Genomic DNA, 14,775 nt, shown 5'->3' on the forward strand with positions numbered 1-14,775 from the left:
AGGCCGCGTTCGACGCGGCCTTTTTTCGTTCTCGCCCTGACGCGGCGATCTGCGCGCGAGATCACGCGCGACGCTGCTGCCGGACCTGCTCGAACAGACATACCGCGGCAGCTGCCGCGACGTTCAGCGACTCCATGCCGCCCGGCTGCGGAATCGTCACGCGATGAGCGGCGATGTCGCGCCAGAACGCCGACACGCCCGCGCCTTCGTTGCCGAACACCCACGCGACCGGTTGCGACAGGTCGCAGTCGTAGATCGCCTGCGCGCCGTGCGAATCGGTCAGCGCGACCGGCACGTCGAGCCGCGCCGCGAGCGCCTCGGGCGCGACATCCTCGTGGATCGACAGCAGGAAATGCGCGCCCATGCCGGCACGCAGCACCTTCGACGACCACGCATACGCGGTGCCGGGCGCGCAGAACACGTGCCGCACGCCGGCCGCCGCCGCACTGCGCAGGATCGAGCCGACGTTGCCGGCGTCCTGCACGCCGTCGAGCACGACCGACGTATGGGCGACGCGCGCCGGCAGCGGCGGCGAGGGACGATCGACGAGCAGCAGGAAGCCGACGCCGTTGACGACGTTCGACAGCTGTCCGAACAGCGCATCGGGCAGCGTCACGATGCGCTGCGCGTCGATGCGTGCAACGATCGCCTGCGCTTCCGCATGGCCGAGCGCGCCTTCGGTCGCGACGCACAGCTCGGGTATCGCGCCCGTATCGAGATAGGCGCTCGCGAGGTGGAATCCTTCGAGCAGCGCCTGCCCGCTGCGGCGCTGATGGGGTGTCGAACCCGCAAGCGCCTTCAGGCGCTTGTAGAGCGGGTTGTCCCTTGACGTAATGGCTTTCATCGAATCAGATCGAGCGCTTCGCGCACGGGCGCGAACGAACGCCGATGCGCTTCGCACGGGCCGTGCTCGCGCAGCGCGGCAAGATGTTGCGGGGTGCCGTAGCCTGCGTGCACGTTGAAACCGTAGACGGGAAAACGTTCGTGCAGATCGACGAGCATGCGGTCGCGCGTGACTTTCGCGAGGATCGATGCGGCCGAGATGCTCGGCACGAGCGCATCGCCGCTGACGATCGCCTCCGCGCGCACGGACAGCGTGGGGCAGCGGTTGCCGTCGATCTGTGCAAGCGTCGGCAGCACCGACAGCCCTTCGACCGCACGCTTCATCGCGAGCATCGTCGCATGCAGGATGTTCAGCGAGTCGATTTCGTCGACGCTGGCCGATGCGACGCAATACGCGCGCGCATTCGACACGATCAACTCGTACAGCGCATCGCGCTTCTTCGCGGACAACACCTTCGAATCGTCGAGCCCGTCGATCGGCCGGGCGGGATCGAGAATCACCGCGGCCGCGACGACGGGCCCGGCAAGCGGCCCGCGCCCCGCTTCGTCGACGCCGCAGACGATCTCGTCCGGGCGGTTGAAGTCGAAGCCCGCCTGCATATCGGCGAACGTGATGCGGCCTGCCGTCATGCGCGCCTCTTGCGCTGGTCGAGCACGCGCGCGACGGCTTCGGCCGCCTTCGCGGCGGTGTTCTGCCGCAGCGACACGTGCATCTCGGTGAACACTTCGGTCAGCGTGCGGCGGTTCGCGTCGTCGCGCAGCTGCGTAAGCGTCGCGTCGGCGAGCGCCTCGGGCGTCGCGAAATGCTGCAGCAGCTCGGGCACGACGAAGCGGCCGGCGAGAATGTTCGGCAGCCCCACGTACGGCAGATAGCCCTGCCGGCGCATGATCTGCCCCGTCAGCCAGGGCACCTTGTACGAGATCACCATCGGCTTTTTCAGCAGCGCCGCTTCGAGCGTGACGGTGCCGCTCTTCACGAGAATCGCGTCGGCGGCCGTCATCGCGACCTGCGAGCGGCCGTCGGTGATCGTCAGCGCAAGCTGCGGACGCGCGTCGACGAGCGGCTGCAGCAACTCGCGCAGCGCGGGCGTCGCCGCCGGCATCACGAAGCGCAGGCCCGGCTCGCGCTGCTGCATCAGCGCCATCGCCGCGAAGAAGGTCGGGCCGATCAGCGCGATCTCCGAGCGGCGGCTGCCGGGCAGCACCGCGATCACGGGGCCGTCGGCCGGCAGGCCGAGCGCGATGCGCGCGCCGTGCGTGTCGGGTTCGAGCGGAATCTCGTCGGCGAGCGGATGGCCGACGTACGTCGATGCGACGCCCGCCTTGTCGAGAATCGCCGGCTCGAACGGGAACAGGCACAGCATGTGGTCGACGGACTTCGCGATCTTCTTGATCCGCCCGCCGCGCCACGCCCAGATCGACGGACACACGAAGTGGATCGACGGAATGCCCGCGTCGCGCGCCGCCTGTTCGACGTTGAAGTTGAAGTCGGGCGCGTCGACGCCGATGAACGCGTCGGGCCGCTCCGCGAGCAGCTGGCGCTTCAACTCGCCGCGGATGCGCAGGATCTCCGGGATCTGGCCGAGCGCCTCGACATAGCCGCGCACCGTCAGCTTGTCCATCTGCCAGTGCGAGTCGAAGCCCTGCGCGATCATCCGCGCGCCGCCGATCCCGTAATAGTGGGTCGACGCGGGCAGCCGCTCGCGCAATCCGCCTAGCAGCGACGCCGCGAGCAGATCGCCGGACGGTTCGCCCGCCACCATCGCGAGCCGGAGCTGAGTGGTCGGCAGCGGCATCGCTTAGCGGATGATGCCGCGCTGCGACGCGTCGATGAACGCGACGAGCGCATTGACCGGTGCATCGCCGTCGCCGCCCGCCTGCGCGAGCTCGCGCAGCTGCGTCTTCGCCTCTTCGAGCGACAGGCCGTTCTTGTACAACAGCCGGTACGCGCTGCGCAGCGCCGAAATCGCGTCCGGCGAGAAACCGCGCCGGCGCAGCCCTTCGATGTTGATGCCGTGCGGCTCGGCCTTGTTGCCGGCCGCGATCACGAACGGCGGCACGTCCTGCACGAGCGCCGACGCGCCGCCGAGCATCGCGTGCGCGCCGATGCGCACGAACTGGTGCACGCCCGACATCCCGCCGATGATCGCCCAGTCGCCGATTTCGACGTGGCCCGCCATCTGCGCGTTGCTCGACAGGATCACGTGGTTGCCGACGCGGCAGTCATGGCCGATATGCACATAGGCCATGATCCAGTTGTCGTCGCCGAGCGTCGTCACGCCGGCGTCCTGCACGGTGCCCGTGTGGATCGTCGTGAATTCGCGGATCGTGTTGCGGTTGCCGATCACGAGCTTCGTCGGCTCGTCCTTGTACTTCATGTCCTGCGGACGGCCGCCGACCGACGCGTAATGGCCGATGCGGTTGTCCTCGCCGATCGTCGTGTGACCTTCGATCACGCTGTGCGAACCGATCGTCGTGCGCGCGCCGATCGTGACGTGCGGGCCGATGATCGCGTACGGGCCGATTTCGACCGACTCGTCGATCTGCGCGCCCGGTTCGACGATCGCGGTGGGATGAATCCTGGTCATGCGCCGTTGCCTCTCGAAATGATGTGTCGCTTTACGTTGCGGATGCGTACCGCGCCGCTCAGGGCGCCGCGTCGGCCGTCTTGACCGTGCACATCAGCTCGGCTTCCGCGGCAACCTTCCCGTCCACTTCGGCCACTGCCTTGAACTTCCAGATCCCGCGGATGTAGCGTTCGAACGTCACGTTCAGGATCAGCTGGTCGCCCGGTTCGACGACACGCTTGAAGCGCGCGCCGTCGATGCCGACGAAGTAGTACAGCGTGTTCTCCGGATCCTTCGGCTGCTCTTCGGAGAACGTCAGCAGCGCGGCGGCCTGCGCGAGCGCTTCGAGGATCAGCACGCCCGGCATCACCGGCCGCTTCGGGAAATGGCCCTGGAAGAACGGCTCGTTGATCGACACGTTCTTCAGCGCTTTGATGCCTTTGTGCGGTTCGAGTTCGAGCACGCGGTCGACGAGCAGAATCGGATAGCGATGCGGCAGCAGCGTGAGGATCTTGTGGATGTCGAGATTGATTTTTTCAGTGCTCATGATGGTTCGTCTCACGCAGAGGCTGCGCGGTGGTGAAGCAAAAGCTGAAACGGACCGCGACGCGGCCCTGTCTGGCGAACCGGGCCGGATGCGCTGGCCGTGCCCGGTTCATCGGTCGCATCGCGCGTCAGGCGTCCGTGTCGCCGCGCTGCGCGGCGAGCGCGGATTCGAGCGCCTTGATGCGATCGCGCAGTTTGTCGAGGTTGCGCACGAGCGCCGCGCTGCGGTTCCATTCGCCGTGATCGACGGCCGGGAACGCGCTCGTATAGATGCCGGCCTTCGGCAGCGACTTCGACACGCCCGATTTGGCGGTGACGATCACGTAGTCGCCGAGCGTCACGTGGCCGGCAATCCCGACCGCGCCGCCGATCATGCAGTGGCGCCCGATCGTCGTGCTGCCCGCGATGCCCGCGCAGCCTGCGATCACCGTATACGCGCCGATCCGGCAGTTGTGGCCGATCTGGACCTGGTTGTCGATCTTCACGCATTCCTCGATGACGGTATCCGCCATCGCGCCGCGATCGATCGTCGTGTTCGCGCCGATCTCGACGTCCGGGCCGATCGACACGCCGCCGACCTGCGGAATCTTGACCCAGGTGCCCGTGCGCGCCTCGCCTTCGCCGACGAAGTCCGGCGCGAAGCCGAAACCGTCGGAGCCGATCACCGCGCCCGCGTGCACGATCGCACGCGGACCGATCTTGCAGCCGTGATAGACGGCGACGTTCGGGTACAGATGCGAGCCTGCGCCGATCGTCGTGCCGCGGCCGACGAACACGTTCGCGTCGAGCTGCACGCCATCTTCGATCACGGCGCCCGCCTCGATCGTCACGTGCGGGCCGATCACCGCGCTGTCGGCGACGCGCGCGGCCGGATCGATCGTCGCGCTCGGATGCACGCCGGCCGCGCGCGGCGGCGCGGCGAGATCGATGAACATCTGCGCGACGCGCGCGAAATACGCGTACGGATTCGGCGTCACAATGAAATTGCGGCCGCTCGCGGCCGCGCCCAGCTTTTTCAGATCCTTCGGCGCGATCAGCACCGCGCCGGCGCCGGTCGTCTCGACCTGCGACAGGTATTTCGGATTCGCGAGGAACGCGAGCTGCCCGGGGCCGGCCTGGTCGAGCGGCGCGAGGCTGGCGACCTTGCATTGCGCGTCGCCGGCGATCTCGCCGCCGAACCGCTTTACGAGTTCCTCAAGCGTCAATGCCATTCGTCGTCTGCTCCGTCAGTTCGTCGAGCCGGACGCGAGTGCCTTGAGCACCTTGTCGGTGATGTCGATGCGCGGGCTGACGTACACGGCTTCCTGCACGATCAGATCGTAATTCTGCTGCTCGGCGATCTGCTTGATCACCTTGTTCGCCTTGTCCAGCACCGCGGCCAGCTCCTCGTTGCGACGCTGGTTCAGGTCTTCGCGGAACTCGCGCTGCTTGCGCTGGAAGTCGGTGTCGAGCTGGGCGAGATCGCGCTGCTTCTGCGCGCGATCGGCCGCCGACAGCGACGCGCCGTTCCTGTCGAGCGAGTCGGACAGCGACTTCAGACGTGCCGCCATGTCCTGCAGATCCTTGTCGCGCTTCGCGAACTCGGCTTCGAGCTTCGTCTGCGCCGCCTTGGCGGGCGCCGACTCGCGCAGGATCCGATCCGAATTGACCGCCGCAATGCGGGCGACGTCCTGTGCGTGCGCCGTCGCGGCGCCCAGCGCCAGCGCAACGGTCAACGCGCACATCACTCGTTTCGAAAACTTACCGGTTAGCAAAATTACCCTCTCGTTGCTGTTGTCATGCGTTCGATCAGAACGCCGTCCCGATCTGGAACTGGAATTTCTGGTACTGGTCGCCTTCGTGTTTCTGCAGCGGGAAGCCGAGGCTCAGCTTCAGCGGGCCGATCGGCGAGATCCACGCGAGACCGATACCGTAGCCGTAGCGCAGGCCGTTCGCGCCGGTACTCGTGCCGCCCGGCGCGTTGCCCCACACGTTACCGCCGTCGAGGAACGTGAACACGCGCAGCGTGCGGTCGTAGCCGGTGCCCGGCAGCGGGAACGTCAGCTCGATGTTGCCGACGACCATCTTCGAGCCGCCGATCGGGTCGTTCGTCTTCGAGTCGCGCGGGCCCAGCGAGCTCGGCTCGTAGCCGCGCACGGAGCCGATACCGCCCGCGTAGTAGTTCTTGAAGATCGGGTACGGGTTGCCGATACCGTTACCGTAGCCGCCCTGCAGGTTCAGCCCGAGGATGAAGCCGCGCGAGAACGAATAGTAGTACTGCGCCTGCAAGTCCGCCTTGTAGTACTGGATCTTGCCGACCGGCACGCCGTATTCGATGTTCGCCTGCGTGAAGTAGCCGCGGCTCGGGATCAGCGCGCTGTCACGCGCGTCGCGCGACCACGCGACCGTCAGCGGCACCGTGTTCGACACGCGGCCGAACTGGTTCACGTAATCCTGGTAGCTCTGCGGCGTGTTCGAATCGATGTCGAGGCGGTTCTGCTCGAAGCCCGCGCCGAAGTACACGGTATCGACTTCCGAGAACGGAATGCCGAACTTCAGGTTGCCGCCGGCGCTGATGATCCGGAAGCTCGAGTTCGTCGAATAGTAGAGCGGCTGGTACGTGCGGTAGTAGACGTCGGTGATCCGCTTGATCCCGTCGACCGTGAAGTACGGATCGACCTGCGTGACCGTCAGCGTACGGTAGCTCTTCGCGGTGTTCACGTTGACCGCGAGGCTCGTGCCCGAGCCGAACACGTTGTCCTGCGACACGCCGGCCGACAGCACGACCTTGTCCGTCGACGAGAAGCCGGCACCCAGCGTGATCGCGCCGGTCGGCTTTTCGTCGACCTTCACGTTCACGTCGACCTGGTCGTTCGTGCCTTCGACCGGCACGGTCGTCACGTCGACGTTCGTGAAGTAGCCGAGACGGTTCACGCGATCCTTCGACAGCGCGAGGCGATTCGAATCGAACCACGAGCTTTCGAGCTGACGCATTTCGCGACGCACGACTTCGTCGCGCGTGCGCGTGTTGCCGACCACGTTGATGCGGCGCACGTACACGCGGCGGCTCGGATCGACGACGAGGTTCAGGTTCACCTTGTGGTTCGCCTGATCGATGTCCGGCTGTGCGTTGACGGTCGCGAACGCATAGCCGTATTCGCCGAGCTTGTCGACGATCGCCTTCGTCGTCTGCTGCAGCTTCTCGGCCGAGAAACGATCGCCCGGCTTGATCTTGATCAGCTTGTTCAGTTCGGCTTCGCGATCGAGCAGGTTGCCCGACAGCTTGATGCCCGACACCGTGTACGGCTCGCCTTCGTGCAGCGTGACCGTCAGGTACATGTCCTTCTTGTCCGGCGAGATCGACACCTGCGTCGACTCGATGTTGAACTCGAGATAGCCGCGGTTCAGGTAGTACGAGCGCACGGCTTCGAGGTCGCCGGTGAGCTTTTCCTTCGAGTACAGGTCGTTCTTCGTGTACCACGAGAACCAGTTCGGCGTCGACAGCTGCATCTCGTCGCGCAGCGTGCTCGTGCTGAACGCCTTGTTGCCGATGAAGTTGATCTGGCGGATCTTCGCGCTCGGCCCTTCGGCGACCGCGAACAGGATCGACACGCGGTTCGCGTCGACCGGCGTGACCGTCGTCTTCACTTCGGCCGCGTAGAAGCCGCGCGTCAGATACTGGCGCTTGAGCTCCTGCTCGGCCTTGTCGACGAGCGCCTTGTCGTAGTAGCGGCCGTCGGCGAGACCGACTGCGCGCAGCGCCTTGGTGAGGTTGTCCTTGTCGAATTCCTTCGTGCCGGTGAAGTCGATCGACGCGATGGCCGGACGCTCCTGCACCTGCACGATCACGACGTTGCCCTGCGTGGCGATGCGAACGTCGTTGAAAAAGCCCGTCGCGTAGAGCGCGCGGATTGCTTCGGATGCCTTGTCGTCGGTGAACGTGTCGCCTTGCTTGATCGGCAGATATGCGAATACGGAACCCGGTTCGACGCGCTGCAGCCCCTCGATCTTGATGTCTTGCACCACGAACGGTGCCGCTGCGTGGGCCGCGAAGCCGTGCGCGGCGAGCGCGGCCGCTGCAACTGTCTTAGGTACAAAGCGATGAGGTTTGAACAACATGCATCCCCAATATGTAGCTGCATCAAATCAGGCGGCTGCGTTGCGGCGGCCGCCTGATGCTTCAGAAATGGATTAACCGAGCCAGGTCGTTGAACAGCGCGATCGCCGACAGTGCGACGATGCAGATCAGCCCGGCTCTTTGTAGAATCAGTTGCCAGCGCTCCGAAACGGCTTTCCCGGTCGCGGCTTCAACCAGATAATATAACAGATGCCCCCCGTCCAAAACGGGAATCGGCAACAAGTTCAGCACCCCGAGGCTAATGCTGACAAGGGCGAGGAACGACAGGAACGCCGACGGGCCGAGCCGCGCGCTCTTGCCCGCGTAGTCGGCGATCGTCACCGGGCCCGACAGGTTCTTCAGCGACGCGTCGCCGACGATCATCCGCCCGAACATGCGCAGCGAATACACCGCGATGTCCCACGTGCGGTGCGCGCCGAGCCGCACGCTTTCGATCGGCCCGTAGCGCACGTCGACGCTCGGCGTGTGCATCGACAGCGCCGCGCCGATGCGGCCGATCTGCTGCCCGGTTTCTTCGTCGCGCTGCGGCTGCGGCACGATCGGCACGGTCTGCACGGCGCCGTTGCGCTCGATCTGCAGCGCGACCGTCTTGCCCGCATCGTGCTTCACTGCATCGATGAACCGCGCGGCGCCGCCGATCGGCGCGCCGTCGATCGCGAGCAGCTTGTCGCCGGCCTTCAGCCCCGCCTGCTGCGCCGCACTGCCGGGCTGCACCGACGCAATCGACAAGGTGCCGCCGCCGGTCTCGAAGCCGAGATGCATCATGAAATCGTCGTCGAGCTCGCTTTCGGGAACGTGACGCAGGTCGACGCGGAAATCGAACGTCGCGTCGCCGTCGCGTGCGGCGAGCACGACCTCGCGGCGATCGAACGCGGCCGACAGCAGCTTCCAGCGCAGGTCCGACCACGAGCGCACGGGCTCCGGCTCGCCGCCCTGCACATCGCGCATCGACACGATCGTCTCGTTGCCGTCGAAGCCGGCGCGCGCGGCCACGGTGCCCGCGGCCGGCGGCGCGAGGATCGCGGCCGGCTCGGTCACGCCGGTGGCGAAAACCGCGGAGAACAGAACGATCGCCAACAGGAAGTTGGCAATGGGACCGGCCGCGACGATCGCGATGCGCTTGCCGACCGACTGCCGGTTGAACGCCTGGCCGAGCTCTTCCGGCTTCACGCCGGGCCCCGGCTCGCGCTCGTCGAGCATCTTCACGTAGCCGCCGAGCGGCAGCGCGGACAGCGTCCATTCGGTGCCCGTGCGGCGGCTGACCCAGCGTGCGACGGGCTGGCCGAAGCCGATCGAGAACCGCAGCACCTTCACGCCGCACCAGCGCGCGACGCGGTAATGACCGTACTCATGCACGACGACCAGCACCCCGATCGCCACCGCAAACGCGATCAGTTCGACCAGCACGTTCATGAGCACCTCATTCAGACAGTGCGCTCCACGCGTCGCGCAGGCGCTTTCGCAATGATCTCGGCGGCGAGGCGGCGCGCTTCGGCATCGGCCGCGAGGACGTCGTCGAGCCCGTCGGGCGCGCGGTTCGGCAGCGCGTCGAGCACCGCTTCGACCGTCGCCGCGATCGCCATGAAGCCGATCCGGCGCTCGAGAAACGCTTCGACCGCGACTTCGTTCGCCGCGTTCAACGCGGCGCTCGCGATACCGCCTTCCGCGAGCGCCTTCAGCGCGAGCGCGAGACACGGGAAGCGCGCATAGTCGGGCTTCTCGAACGACAGCTGCGCGATCTGCGCGAGGTCCAGCTGCTCGACGCCGGCGTCGACGCGCTCCGGAAACGCGAGCGCATGCGCGATCGGCGTGCGCATGTCGGGATTGCCCAGTTGCGCGAGCACCGAACCGTCGCGATACGACACGAGCGAATGGATCACGCTCTGCGGATGGATCAGCACGTCGATCCGGTCGCCCGGCAGGCCGAAGATCCAGTGCGCCTCGATCACCTCGAGGCCCTTGTTCATCATCGTCGCCGAATCGACCGAAATCTTGCGGCCCATCACCCAGTTCGGGTGCTTGCAGGCCTCGTCCGGCGTCACGTCGACGAGCGTCGCCGGCTCGCGCGTGCGGAACGGGCCGCCCGACGCGGTCAGGATGATCTTCGCGATCCCGCCGTGCTCGGCCGCGTCGCGCGGCATGCACTGGAAGATCGCGTTGTGCTCGCTGTCGACCGGCAGCAGGATCGCGCCGTGATCGCGCACCGCGTCCATGAAGATCGCGCCCGACATCACCAGCGATTCCTTGTTCGCGAGCAGGATCCGCTTGCCGGCGCGCGCGGCCGCGAGGCTCGGCGCGAGACCGGCCGCCCCGACGATCGCCGCGACGACCGTGTCGCAGCCGTCGCTCTTCGACACGTCGACGAGCGCCTGCGGCCCGTACAGCACGGTCGTCCGGCTGCCCGCCGCGCGCAGGCGCGCCTCGACGTGCGCGGCGGTCGCCGCGTCGCCGACCACCGCGACTTCGGGCGCGAAGCGCAGGCACTGTTCGACGAGCTTGTCGCCGTTGCGGTGCGCAGTCAGCGCGTAGACCGAGAAACGCTCGGGGTGGCGCGCGACGACGTCGAGCGTGCTGTCTCCGATCGAGCCCGTGGAACCGAGCAGTGTCAGACGTTTTTGCATAACAGAAATAATGGTTTAACCAAGCAGCAGCATCGCGAGCGGCAGCACGGGCAGCAGCGCGTCGACGCGGTCGAGCACGCCGCCGTGCCCCGGCAGCAGTCCGCTCGAATCCTTGACGCCGGCCTGACGCTTGAGCAGCGATTCGAACAGGTCGCCGATCACGCTGTACACGACCAGCAGCGTCAGCGCGGCCCACGCGCCGGCCATGCCGTAGCGCATTGCATACGCGGAAAACAGGGTCGGCTCGAACCGGTGCGCAGCCATCGCGATGCCCGATACGACCATCACCGCGAGCCAGCCGCCCACCGCCCCTTCCCAGCTCTTGCCGGGGCTGATCGTGACGGCCAGTTTACGCTTTCCGAAGGCCTTGCCCGCGAAATATGCGCCGATATCGGCGAGCCACACCACCAGCAGCAGCGAGAGCACGAACGGCACGCCCTGCGCACGCGCCGCGACGAGCGCATGCCAGCATGCGGCGAAAATCACGAGGCCGGTCGCAAGCAGAAACGGCCGCCACACGCGGCCGGCCAGCTCGGGCTTGCGGCGCAGCGCGAACGGACCGGCCAGCAGCCAGAACACGCCGGCGGCGGCAAAAAGGGGACGGGATGCGTCGGCATCGATGCCGAGCGGCGCGGTCGCCGCGAGCGCCAGCGCCGCGACCACCGCATAGACGACCGGCCCGGCACCGGGCAGCTTCAGCAGGCGCGCCCATTCCCATGCGGCGAACACCAGCACGACGGCGATCAGCGCGCCGAACGCGGCAAGCGGCGCGTACAGCGTCACCGGCAGCAGCACTGCCAGCATCGCGATCGCCGTGATCACACGGGTTTTCAGCATGAAAGGGAGTCGGCGTTTTGCGACTGCGGCTCGAGCTGCGCGCTGGTGCGGCCGAAGCGGCGCTCGCGCTCGGTATACGACGCGAGCGCTTCGGCAAGCGCCGCGCCGTCGAAATCCGGCCAGTATTTGTTCGTGAAATAGAACTCGGCGTAGGCGAGCTGCCACAGCAGGAAGTTGCTGACGCGCTGCTCGCCGCCCGTGCGGATGAACAGATCGGGCTCCGGCGCGTACGCCATCGCCAGGTGCGGCGCAAAGGACTCTTCGGTCACTTCGACCTCGCGACCCTCGCGCGCGGCCTGCTCGACGAGTTTCTTCGTCGCCTGCAGGATGTCCCAACGGCCGCCGTAGTTCGCGGCGATCGTCAGCGTGAGACGCGTGTTGCGCGCCGTCTTGGTCTCGGCGCGGCGGATCAGTTCGCGGATGCGCGGCTCGAAGCGCTCGAGATCGCCGACCACGCGCAGCCGGATGCCGTTCGCATGCAGCTTGCCGATCTCGCGCTCGAGCGCGGTGATGAACAGCCGCATCAGGAACGACACTTCGTCGGACGGGCGCCGCCAGTTTTCCGAGCTGAACGCGAACAGCGTCAGATATTCGACGCCCGCGCGCGCGCAGCCTTCGACCACGGCCCGCACGGCGTCGACGCCGCGCGTATGCCCGGCGACGCGCGGCAAGCGGCGTTCGGTCGCCCAACGGCCGTTGCCGTCCATGATGATCGCGATATGACGCGGCACGACGCCGACGTCAGGCACGCGAACGGTAGAGCTGGTATAGGTCATGGCCGTTGAGACAGGGATGCGGGAAGGAGGCGGCGCGCGACGACGGTCGTCAGACCGTCATGATCTCGGCTTCCTTGGTCTGCACGAGCTTGTCGATTTCGGCGACGTGCTTGTCGGTGAGCTTCTGCACGTCGTCGCCGGCACGGCGCTCGTCGTCTTCCGAGATTTCCTTGTCCTTCACGAGCTTCTTCAGCGCTTCGTTCGCGTCGCGGCGCAGGTTGCGGATCGCGACCTTCGCGGTCTCGCCTTCGCCCTTTACGACCTTGGTCAGCTCGCGGCGGCGCTCTTCGGTCAGCGGCGGCATCGGCACGCGGATCAGGTCGCCGGCCGTCGCCGGGTTCAGGCCCAGATCGGCTTCGCGGATCGCCTTCTCGACCTTCGCGACCATGTTCTTTTCCCACGGCTGCACGCCGATCGTACGCGCATCGACGAGCGTCAGGTTCGCGACCTGCGAAATCGGCACCATCGATCCGTAGTAGTCGACCTGCACGTGATCGAGCAGACCGGTGTGCGCGCGGCCCGTGCGGATCTTCGCCAGATCGTTCTTGAACGCTTCGATCGAGCGCTGCATCTTCTGCTCGACGCCCTTCTTGATATCAGCGACACTCATTTCAACCTCCGAACCTTCAAACCTTCAAAGAACGCGGGCCGCCCGGCGCGCGCAGCGCGCGCCGCAGCCGGTTGCCCACGCCGCTTGCCCGCATCCGCGGGAGTTTACACGTGGACGAGCGTACCCTCGTCCTCGCCCAGCACGATGCGCTTGAGCGCGCCCGGCTTGTTGATCGAAAACACGCGAATCGGCAGCTTCTGGTCGCGGCACAGCGCAAACGCGGTCGCGTCCATCACCTGCAGGTTGCGGCTGATCGCCTCGTCGAAGCTGATCGTCGTATAGCGCGTGGCCGACGGATCCTTCTTCGGATCGGCAGAATATACGCCATCGACCTTGGTCGCCTTCAGCACGACCTCGGCGCCCACTTCCGAGCCGCGCAGCGCGGCGGCGGTGTCCGTCGTGAAGAACGGGTTGCCGGTGCCGGCCGCGAAGATCACGACGCGGCCTTCCTCGAGCTGGCGGATCGCGCGCGGCCGGATGTACGGCTCGACGACCTGGTCCATGCGCAGCGCCGACTGCACGCGCGCCTCGATGCCTGCGTGACGCATCGCATCCTGCAGCGCCAGCGCGTTCATCATCGTCGCGAGCATCCCCATGTAGTCGGCCGTCGCGCGGTCCATGCCCGCCGCGCCGCCCGCGACGCCACGGAAAATGTTACCGCCGCCGATCACGACCGCGAGCTGCGTGCCCAGACGCACGACTTCGGCGATATCGGCCACCATCCGTTCGATCGTCGCGCGATTGATGCCGAAGGCATCGTCGCCCATCAGCGCTTCGCCGGAGAGTTTGAGGAGGACGCGTTTATAGGCATTGGACATAGGGGCTTCCGAGCGACGAGAGGATGACAACCACGAACTGTAGGGGCGAAATACTGATTCGGGCAAGCGCCGCCGGCCGGACCGGGCTCCCCGGCCGCCGGCAGCGCCGCCGGCCGCGGCGGAACGGACGCCCGCCGCGGATACTGCAATGGCTTACTGCTGCTTTGCTGCTGCGACTTGCGCGGCCACTTCGGCGGCGAAATCGTCCTGGCGCTTTTCGATGCCTTCGCCGACGACGAACAGCGCGAACTTCTGCACTGCGGCATTCGCGGCCTTCAGCATCTGCTCGATCGTCTGCTTGTCGTTCTTCACGAACGGCTGGTTCAGCAGCGACACTTCCTTCAGGAACTTCTGGACGCTGCCGTCGACCATCTTCGCGACGATCTCGGCCGGCTTGCCCGATTCGGCCGCCTTCTGCTCGGCGACGCGACGCTCCTTCTCGATCAGGTCCGCCGGCACTTCGTCGGCCGACAGCGAAACCGGCTTCATCGCCGCGACGTGCATCGCGACGTCCTTGCCGACCTGCTCGTCCGCGCCCGTGTATTCGACCATCACGCCGATGCGGCTGCCGTGCAGGTAGGTCGCCAGCTTGTTCGCCGTCTCGAAACGGACGAAGCGGCGGATCGAGATGTTTTCGCCGATCTTGCCGACGAGCGCGAGGCGCACTTCATCGACCGTCTTGCCGTCGAGCGGCAGTGCCGACAGCGCAGCGACGTCGGCCGGGTTCTTCGTCGCGACGAGTTCCGCGACTTGCTTCGCGAACGCGTTGAAATCGTCGTTCTTCGCGACGAAGTCGGTTTCGCAGTTCAGCTCGACGAGCGCGCCGGCATTGCCGCCGACGAACGATGCGACGACGCCTTCGGCCGTCACGCGCGATGCCGCCTTGCTCGCCTTGTTGCCGAGCTTCACGCGCAGCAGCTCTTCAGCCTTGGCCATGTCGCCGTCGGCTTCGGTCAGCGCCTTCTTGCACTCCATCATCGGTGCGTCGGTCTTTGCGCGCAGTTCTGCCACCATGCTTGCGGTAATTGCCGCCATCATTC

The 14,775-nt window shown here is 66.6% G+C and carries 15 protein-coding genes; all 15 read right to left on the minus strand.

The features are described from left to right. Nucleotides 1-61 precede the first annotated feature (61 nt). The gene (locus tag NP80_RS22665; RefSeq protein WP_006407699.1) at nucleotides 62-844 is read right to left on the minus strand and encodes a TrmH family RNA methyltransferase; all 783 of its coding nucleotides are present in this window, start codon (nucleotides 842-844) and stop codon (nucleotides 62-64) included. Then, entirely contained in the window at nucleotides 841-1,473 is a 633-nt protein-coding gene (gene rnhB, locus NP80_RS22670) for a ribonuclease HII (protein ID WP_006402660.1), read from the minus strand. Before rnhB ends, NP80_RS22665 begins: the two co-directional genes overlap by 4 nt. Next, nucleotides 1,470-2,639: a lipid-A-disaccharide synthase gene (gene lpxB / locus NP80_RS22675; protein ID WP_006407700.1), complete on the minus strand. Its 1,170-nt coding sequence runs from the start codon at nucleotides 2,637-2,639 to the stop codon at nucleotides 1,470-1,472. The genes rnhB and lpxB overlap by 4 nt, the downstream gene beginning before the upstream one ends. Nucleotides 2,640-2,642: 3 nt before the next feature. Further along, the gene (lpxA, locus tag NP80_RS22680) at nucleotides 2,643-3,431 is read right to left on the minus strand and encodes an acyl-ACP--UDP-N-acetylglucosamine O-acyltransferase (protein WP_006407701.1); all 789 of its coding nucleotides are present in this window, start codon (nucleotides 3,429-3,431) and stop codon (nucleotides 2,643-2,645) included. Between the two features lie 58 nt (nucleotides 3,432-3,489). Beyond that, nucleotides 3,490-3,957, minus strand: coding sequence for a 3-hydroxyacyl-ACP dehydratase FabZ (gene fabZ, locus NP80_RS22685; protein WP_006402657.1), 468 nt, complete (start codon nucleotides 3,955-3,957; stop codon nucleotides 3,490-3,492). A 127-nt stretch (nucleotides 3,958-4,084) separates the two neighbouring features. Continuing rightward, nucleotides 4,085-5,167, minus strand: coding sequence for a UDP-3-O-(3-hydroxymyristoyl)glucosamine N-acyltransferase (gene lpxD / locus NP80_RS22690; protein ID WP_006407702.1), 1,083 nt, complete (start codon nucleotides 5,165-5,167; stop codon nucleotides 4,085-4,087). Between the two features lie 15 nt (nucleotides 5,168-5,182). Further along, nucleotides 5,183-5,680 (minus strand): OmpH/Skp family outer membrane protein, encoded by a 498-nt coding sequence (locus tag NP80_RS22695; protein WP_006407703.1) that lies wholly within the window; start codon nucleotides 5,678-5,680, stop codon nucleotides 5,183-5,185. 64 nt (nucleotides 5,681-5,744) lie between these two features. Then, entirely contained in the window at nucleotides 5,745-8,054 is a 2,310-nt protein-coding gene (gene bamA / locus NP80_RS22700) for an outer membrane protein assembly factor BamA (protein WP_006402654.1), read from the minus strand. A gap of 61 nt (nucleotides 8,055-8,115) precedes the next feature. Continuing rightward, on the minus strand, nucleotides 8,116-9,486 hold the full coding sequence (gene rseP / locus NP80_RS22705; RefSeq protein ID WP_006407704.1) for an RIP metalloprotease RseP: 1,371 nt from the start codon (nucleotides 9,484-9,486) through the stop codon (nucleotides 8,116-8,118). Nucleotides 9,487-9,497: 11 nt separating this feature from the next. Continuing rightward, nucleotides 9,498-10,694 carry a 1-deoxy-D-xylulose-5-phosphate reductoisomerase gene (locus NP80_RS22710; RefSeq protein ID WP_006407705.1) on the minus strand — a complete coding sequence of 399 codons (1,197 nt, stop codon included), beginning with the start codon at nucleotides 10,692-10,694 and terminating at the stop codon, nucleotides 9,498-9,500. A gap of 15 nt (nucleotides 10,695-10,709) precedes the next feature. Beyond that, the gene (locus NP80_RS22715) at nucleotides 10,710-11,531 is read right to left on the minus strand and encodes a phosphatidate cytidylyltransferase (protein WP_006407706.1); all 822 of its coding nucleotides are present in this window, start codon (nucleotides 11,529-11,531) and stop codon (nucleotides 10,710-10,712) included. Continuing rightward, nucleotides 11,525-12,307 carry a polyprenyl diphosphate synthase gene (gene uppS / locus NP80_RS22720; protein ID WP_006410014.1) on the minus strand — a complete coding sequence of 261 codons (783 nt, stop codon included), beginning with the start codon at nucleotides 12,305-12,307 and terminating at the stop codon, nucleotides 11,525-11,527. The genes NP80_RS22715 and uppS overlap by 7 nt, the downstream gene beginning before the upstream one ends. Nucleotides 12,308-12,356: 49 nt before the next feature. Next, on the minus strand, nucleotides 12,357-12,917 hold the full coding sequence (frr, locus tag NP80_RS22725; RefSeq protein WP_006402649.1) for a ribosome recycling factor: 561 nt from the start codon (nucleotides 12,915-12,917) through the stop codon (nucleotides 12,357-12,359). A 104-nt stretch (nucleotides 12,918-13,021) separates the two neighbouring features. Then, entirely contained in the window at nucleotides 13,022-13,735 is a 714-nt protein-coding gene (pyrH, locus tag NP80_RS22730) for a UMP kinase (protein WP_006402648.1), read from the minus strand. 153 nt (nucleotides 13,736-13,888) lie between these two features. Next, the gene (gene tsf / locus NP80_RS22735; RefSeq protein ID WP_006402647.1) at nucleotides 13,889-14,770 is read right to left on the minus strand and encodes a translation elongation factor Ts; all 882 of its coding nucleotides are present in this window, start codon (nucleotides 14,768-14,770) and stop codon (nucleotides 13,889-13,891) included. Nucleotides 14,771-14,775: the final 5 nt, after the last annotated feature.

The sequence above is a fragment of the Burkholderia multivorans ATCC BAA-247 genome (genome assembly GCF_000959525.1).
Lineage (GTDB): Bacteria > Pseudomonadota > Gammaproteobacteria > Burkholderiales > Burkholderiaceae > Burkholderia > Burkholderia multivorans.

What these genes read in the sequence shown, in the direction of transcription:
- NP80_RS22665 (WP_006407699.1), bottom strand. Translation starts at nt 844, where the DNA reads ATGAAAGCCATTACGTCAAGGGACAACCCGCTCTACAAGCGCCTGAAG.
- rnhB (WP_006402660.1), bottom strand. Translation starts at nt 1,473, where the DNA reads ATGACGGCAGGCCGCATCACGTTCGCCGATATGCAGGCGGGCTTCGAC.
- lpxB (WP_006407700.1), bottom strand. Translation starts at nt 2,639, where the DNA reads ATGCCGCTGCCGACCACTCAGCTCCGGCTCGCGATGGTGGCGGGCGAA.
- lpxA (WP_006407701.1), bottom strand. Translation starts at nt 3,431, where the DNA reads ATGACCAGGATTCATCCCACCGCGATCGTCGAACCGGGCGCGCAGATC.
- fabZ (WP_006402657.1), bottom strand. Translation starts at nt 3,957, where the DNA reads ATGAGCACTGAAAAAATCAATCTCGACATCCACAAGATCCTCACGCTG.
- lpxD (WP_006407702.1), bottom strand. Translation starts at nt 5,167, where the DNA reads ATGGCATTGACGCTTGAGGAACTCGTAAAGCGGTTCGGCGGCGAGATC.
- NP80_RS22695 (WP_006407703.1), bottom strand. Translation starts at nt 5,680, where the DNA reads ATGTGCGCGTTGACCGTTGCGCTGGCGCTGGGCGCCGCGACGGCGCAC.
- bamA (WP_006402654.1), bottom strand. Translation starts at nt 8,054, where the DNA reads ATGTTGTTCAAACCTCATCGCTTTGTACCTAAGACAGTTGCAGCGGCC.
- rseP (WP_006407704.1), bottom strand. Translation starts at nt 9,486, where the DNA reads ATGAACGTGCTGGTCGAACTGATCGCGTTTGCGGTGGCGATCGGGGTG.
- NP80_RS22710 (WP_006407705.1), bottom strand. Translation starts at nt 10,694, where the DNA reads ATGCAAAAACGTCTGACACTGCTCGGTTCCACGGGCTCGATCGGAGAC.
- NP80_RS22715 (WP_006407706.1), bottom strand. Translation starts at nt 11,531, where the DNA reads ATGCTGAAAACCCGTGTGATCACGGCGATCGCGATGCTGGCAGTGCTG.
- uppS (WP_006410014.1), bottom strand. Translation starts at nt 12,307, where the DNA reads ATGACCTATACCAGCTCTACCGTTCGCGTGCCTGACGTCGGCGTCGTG.
- frr (WP_006402649.1), bottom strand. Translation starts at nt 12,917, where the DNA reads ATGAGTGTCGCTGATATCAAGAAGGGCGTCGAGCAGAAGATGCAGCGC.
- pyrH (WP_006402648.1), bottom strand. Translation starts at nt 13,735, where the DNA reads ATGTCCAATGCCTATAAACGCGTCCTCCTCAAACTCTCCGGCGAAGCG.
- tsf (WP_006402647.1), bottom strand. Translation starts at nt 14,770, where the DNA reads ATGGCGGCAATTACCGCAAGCATGGTGGCAGAACTGCGCGCAAAGACC.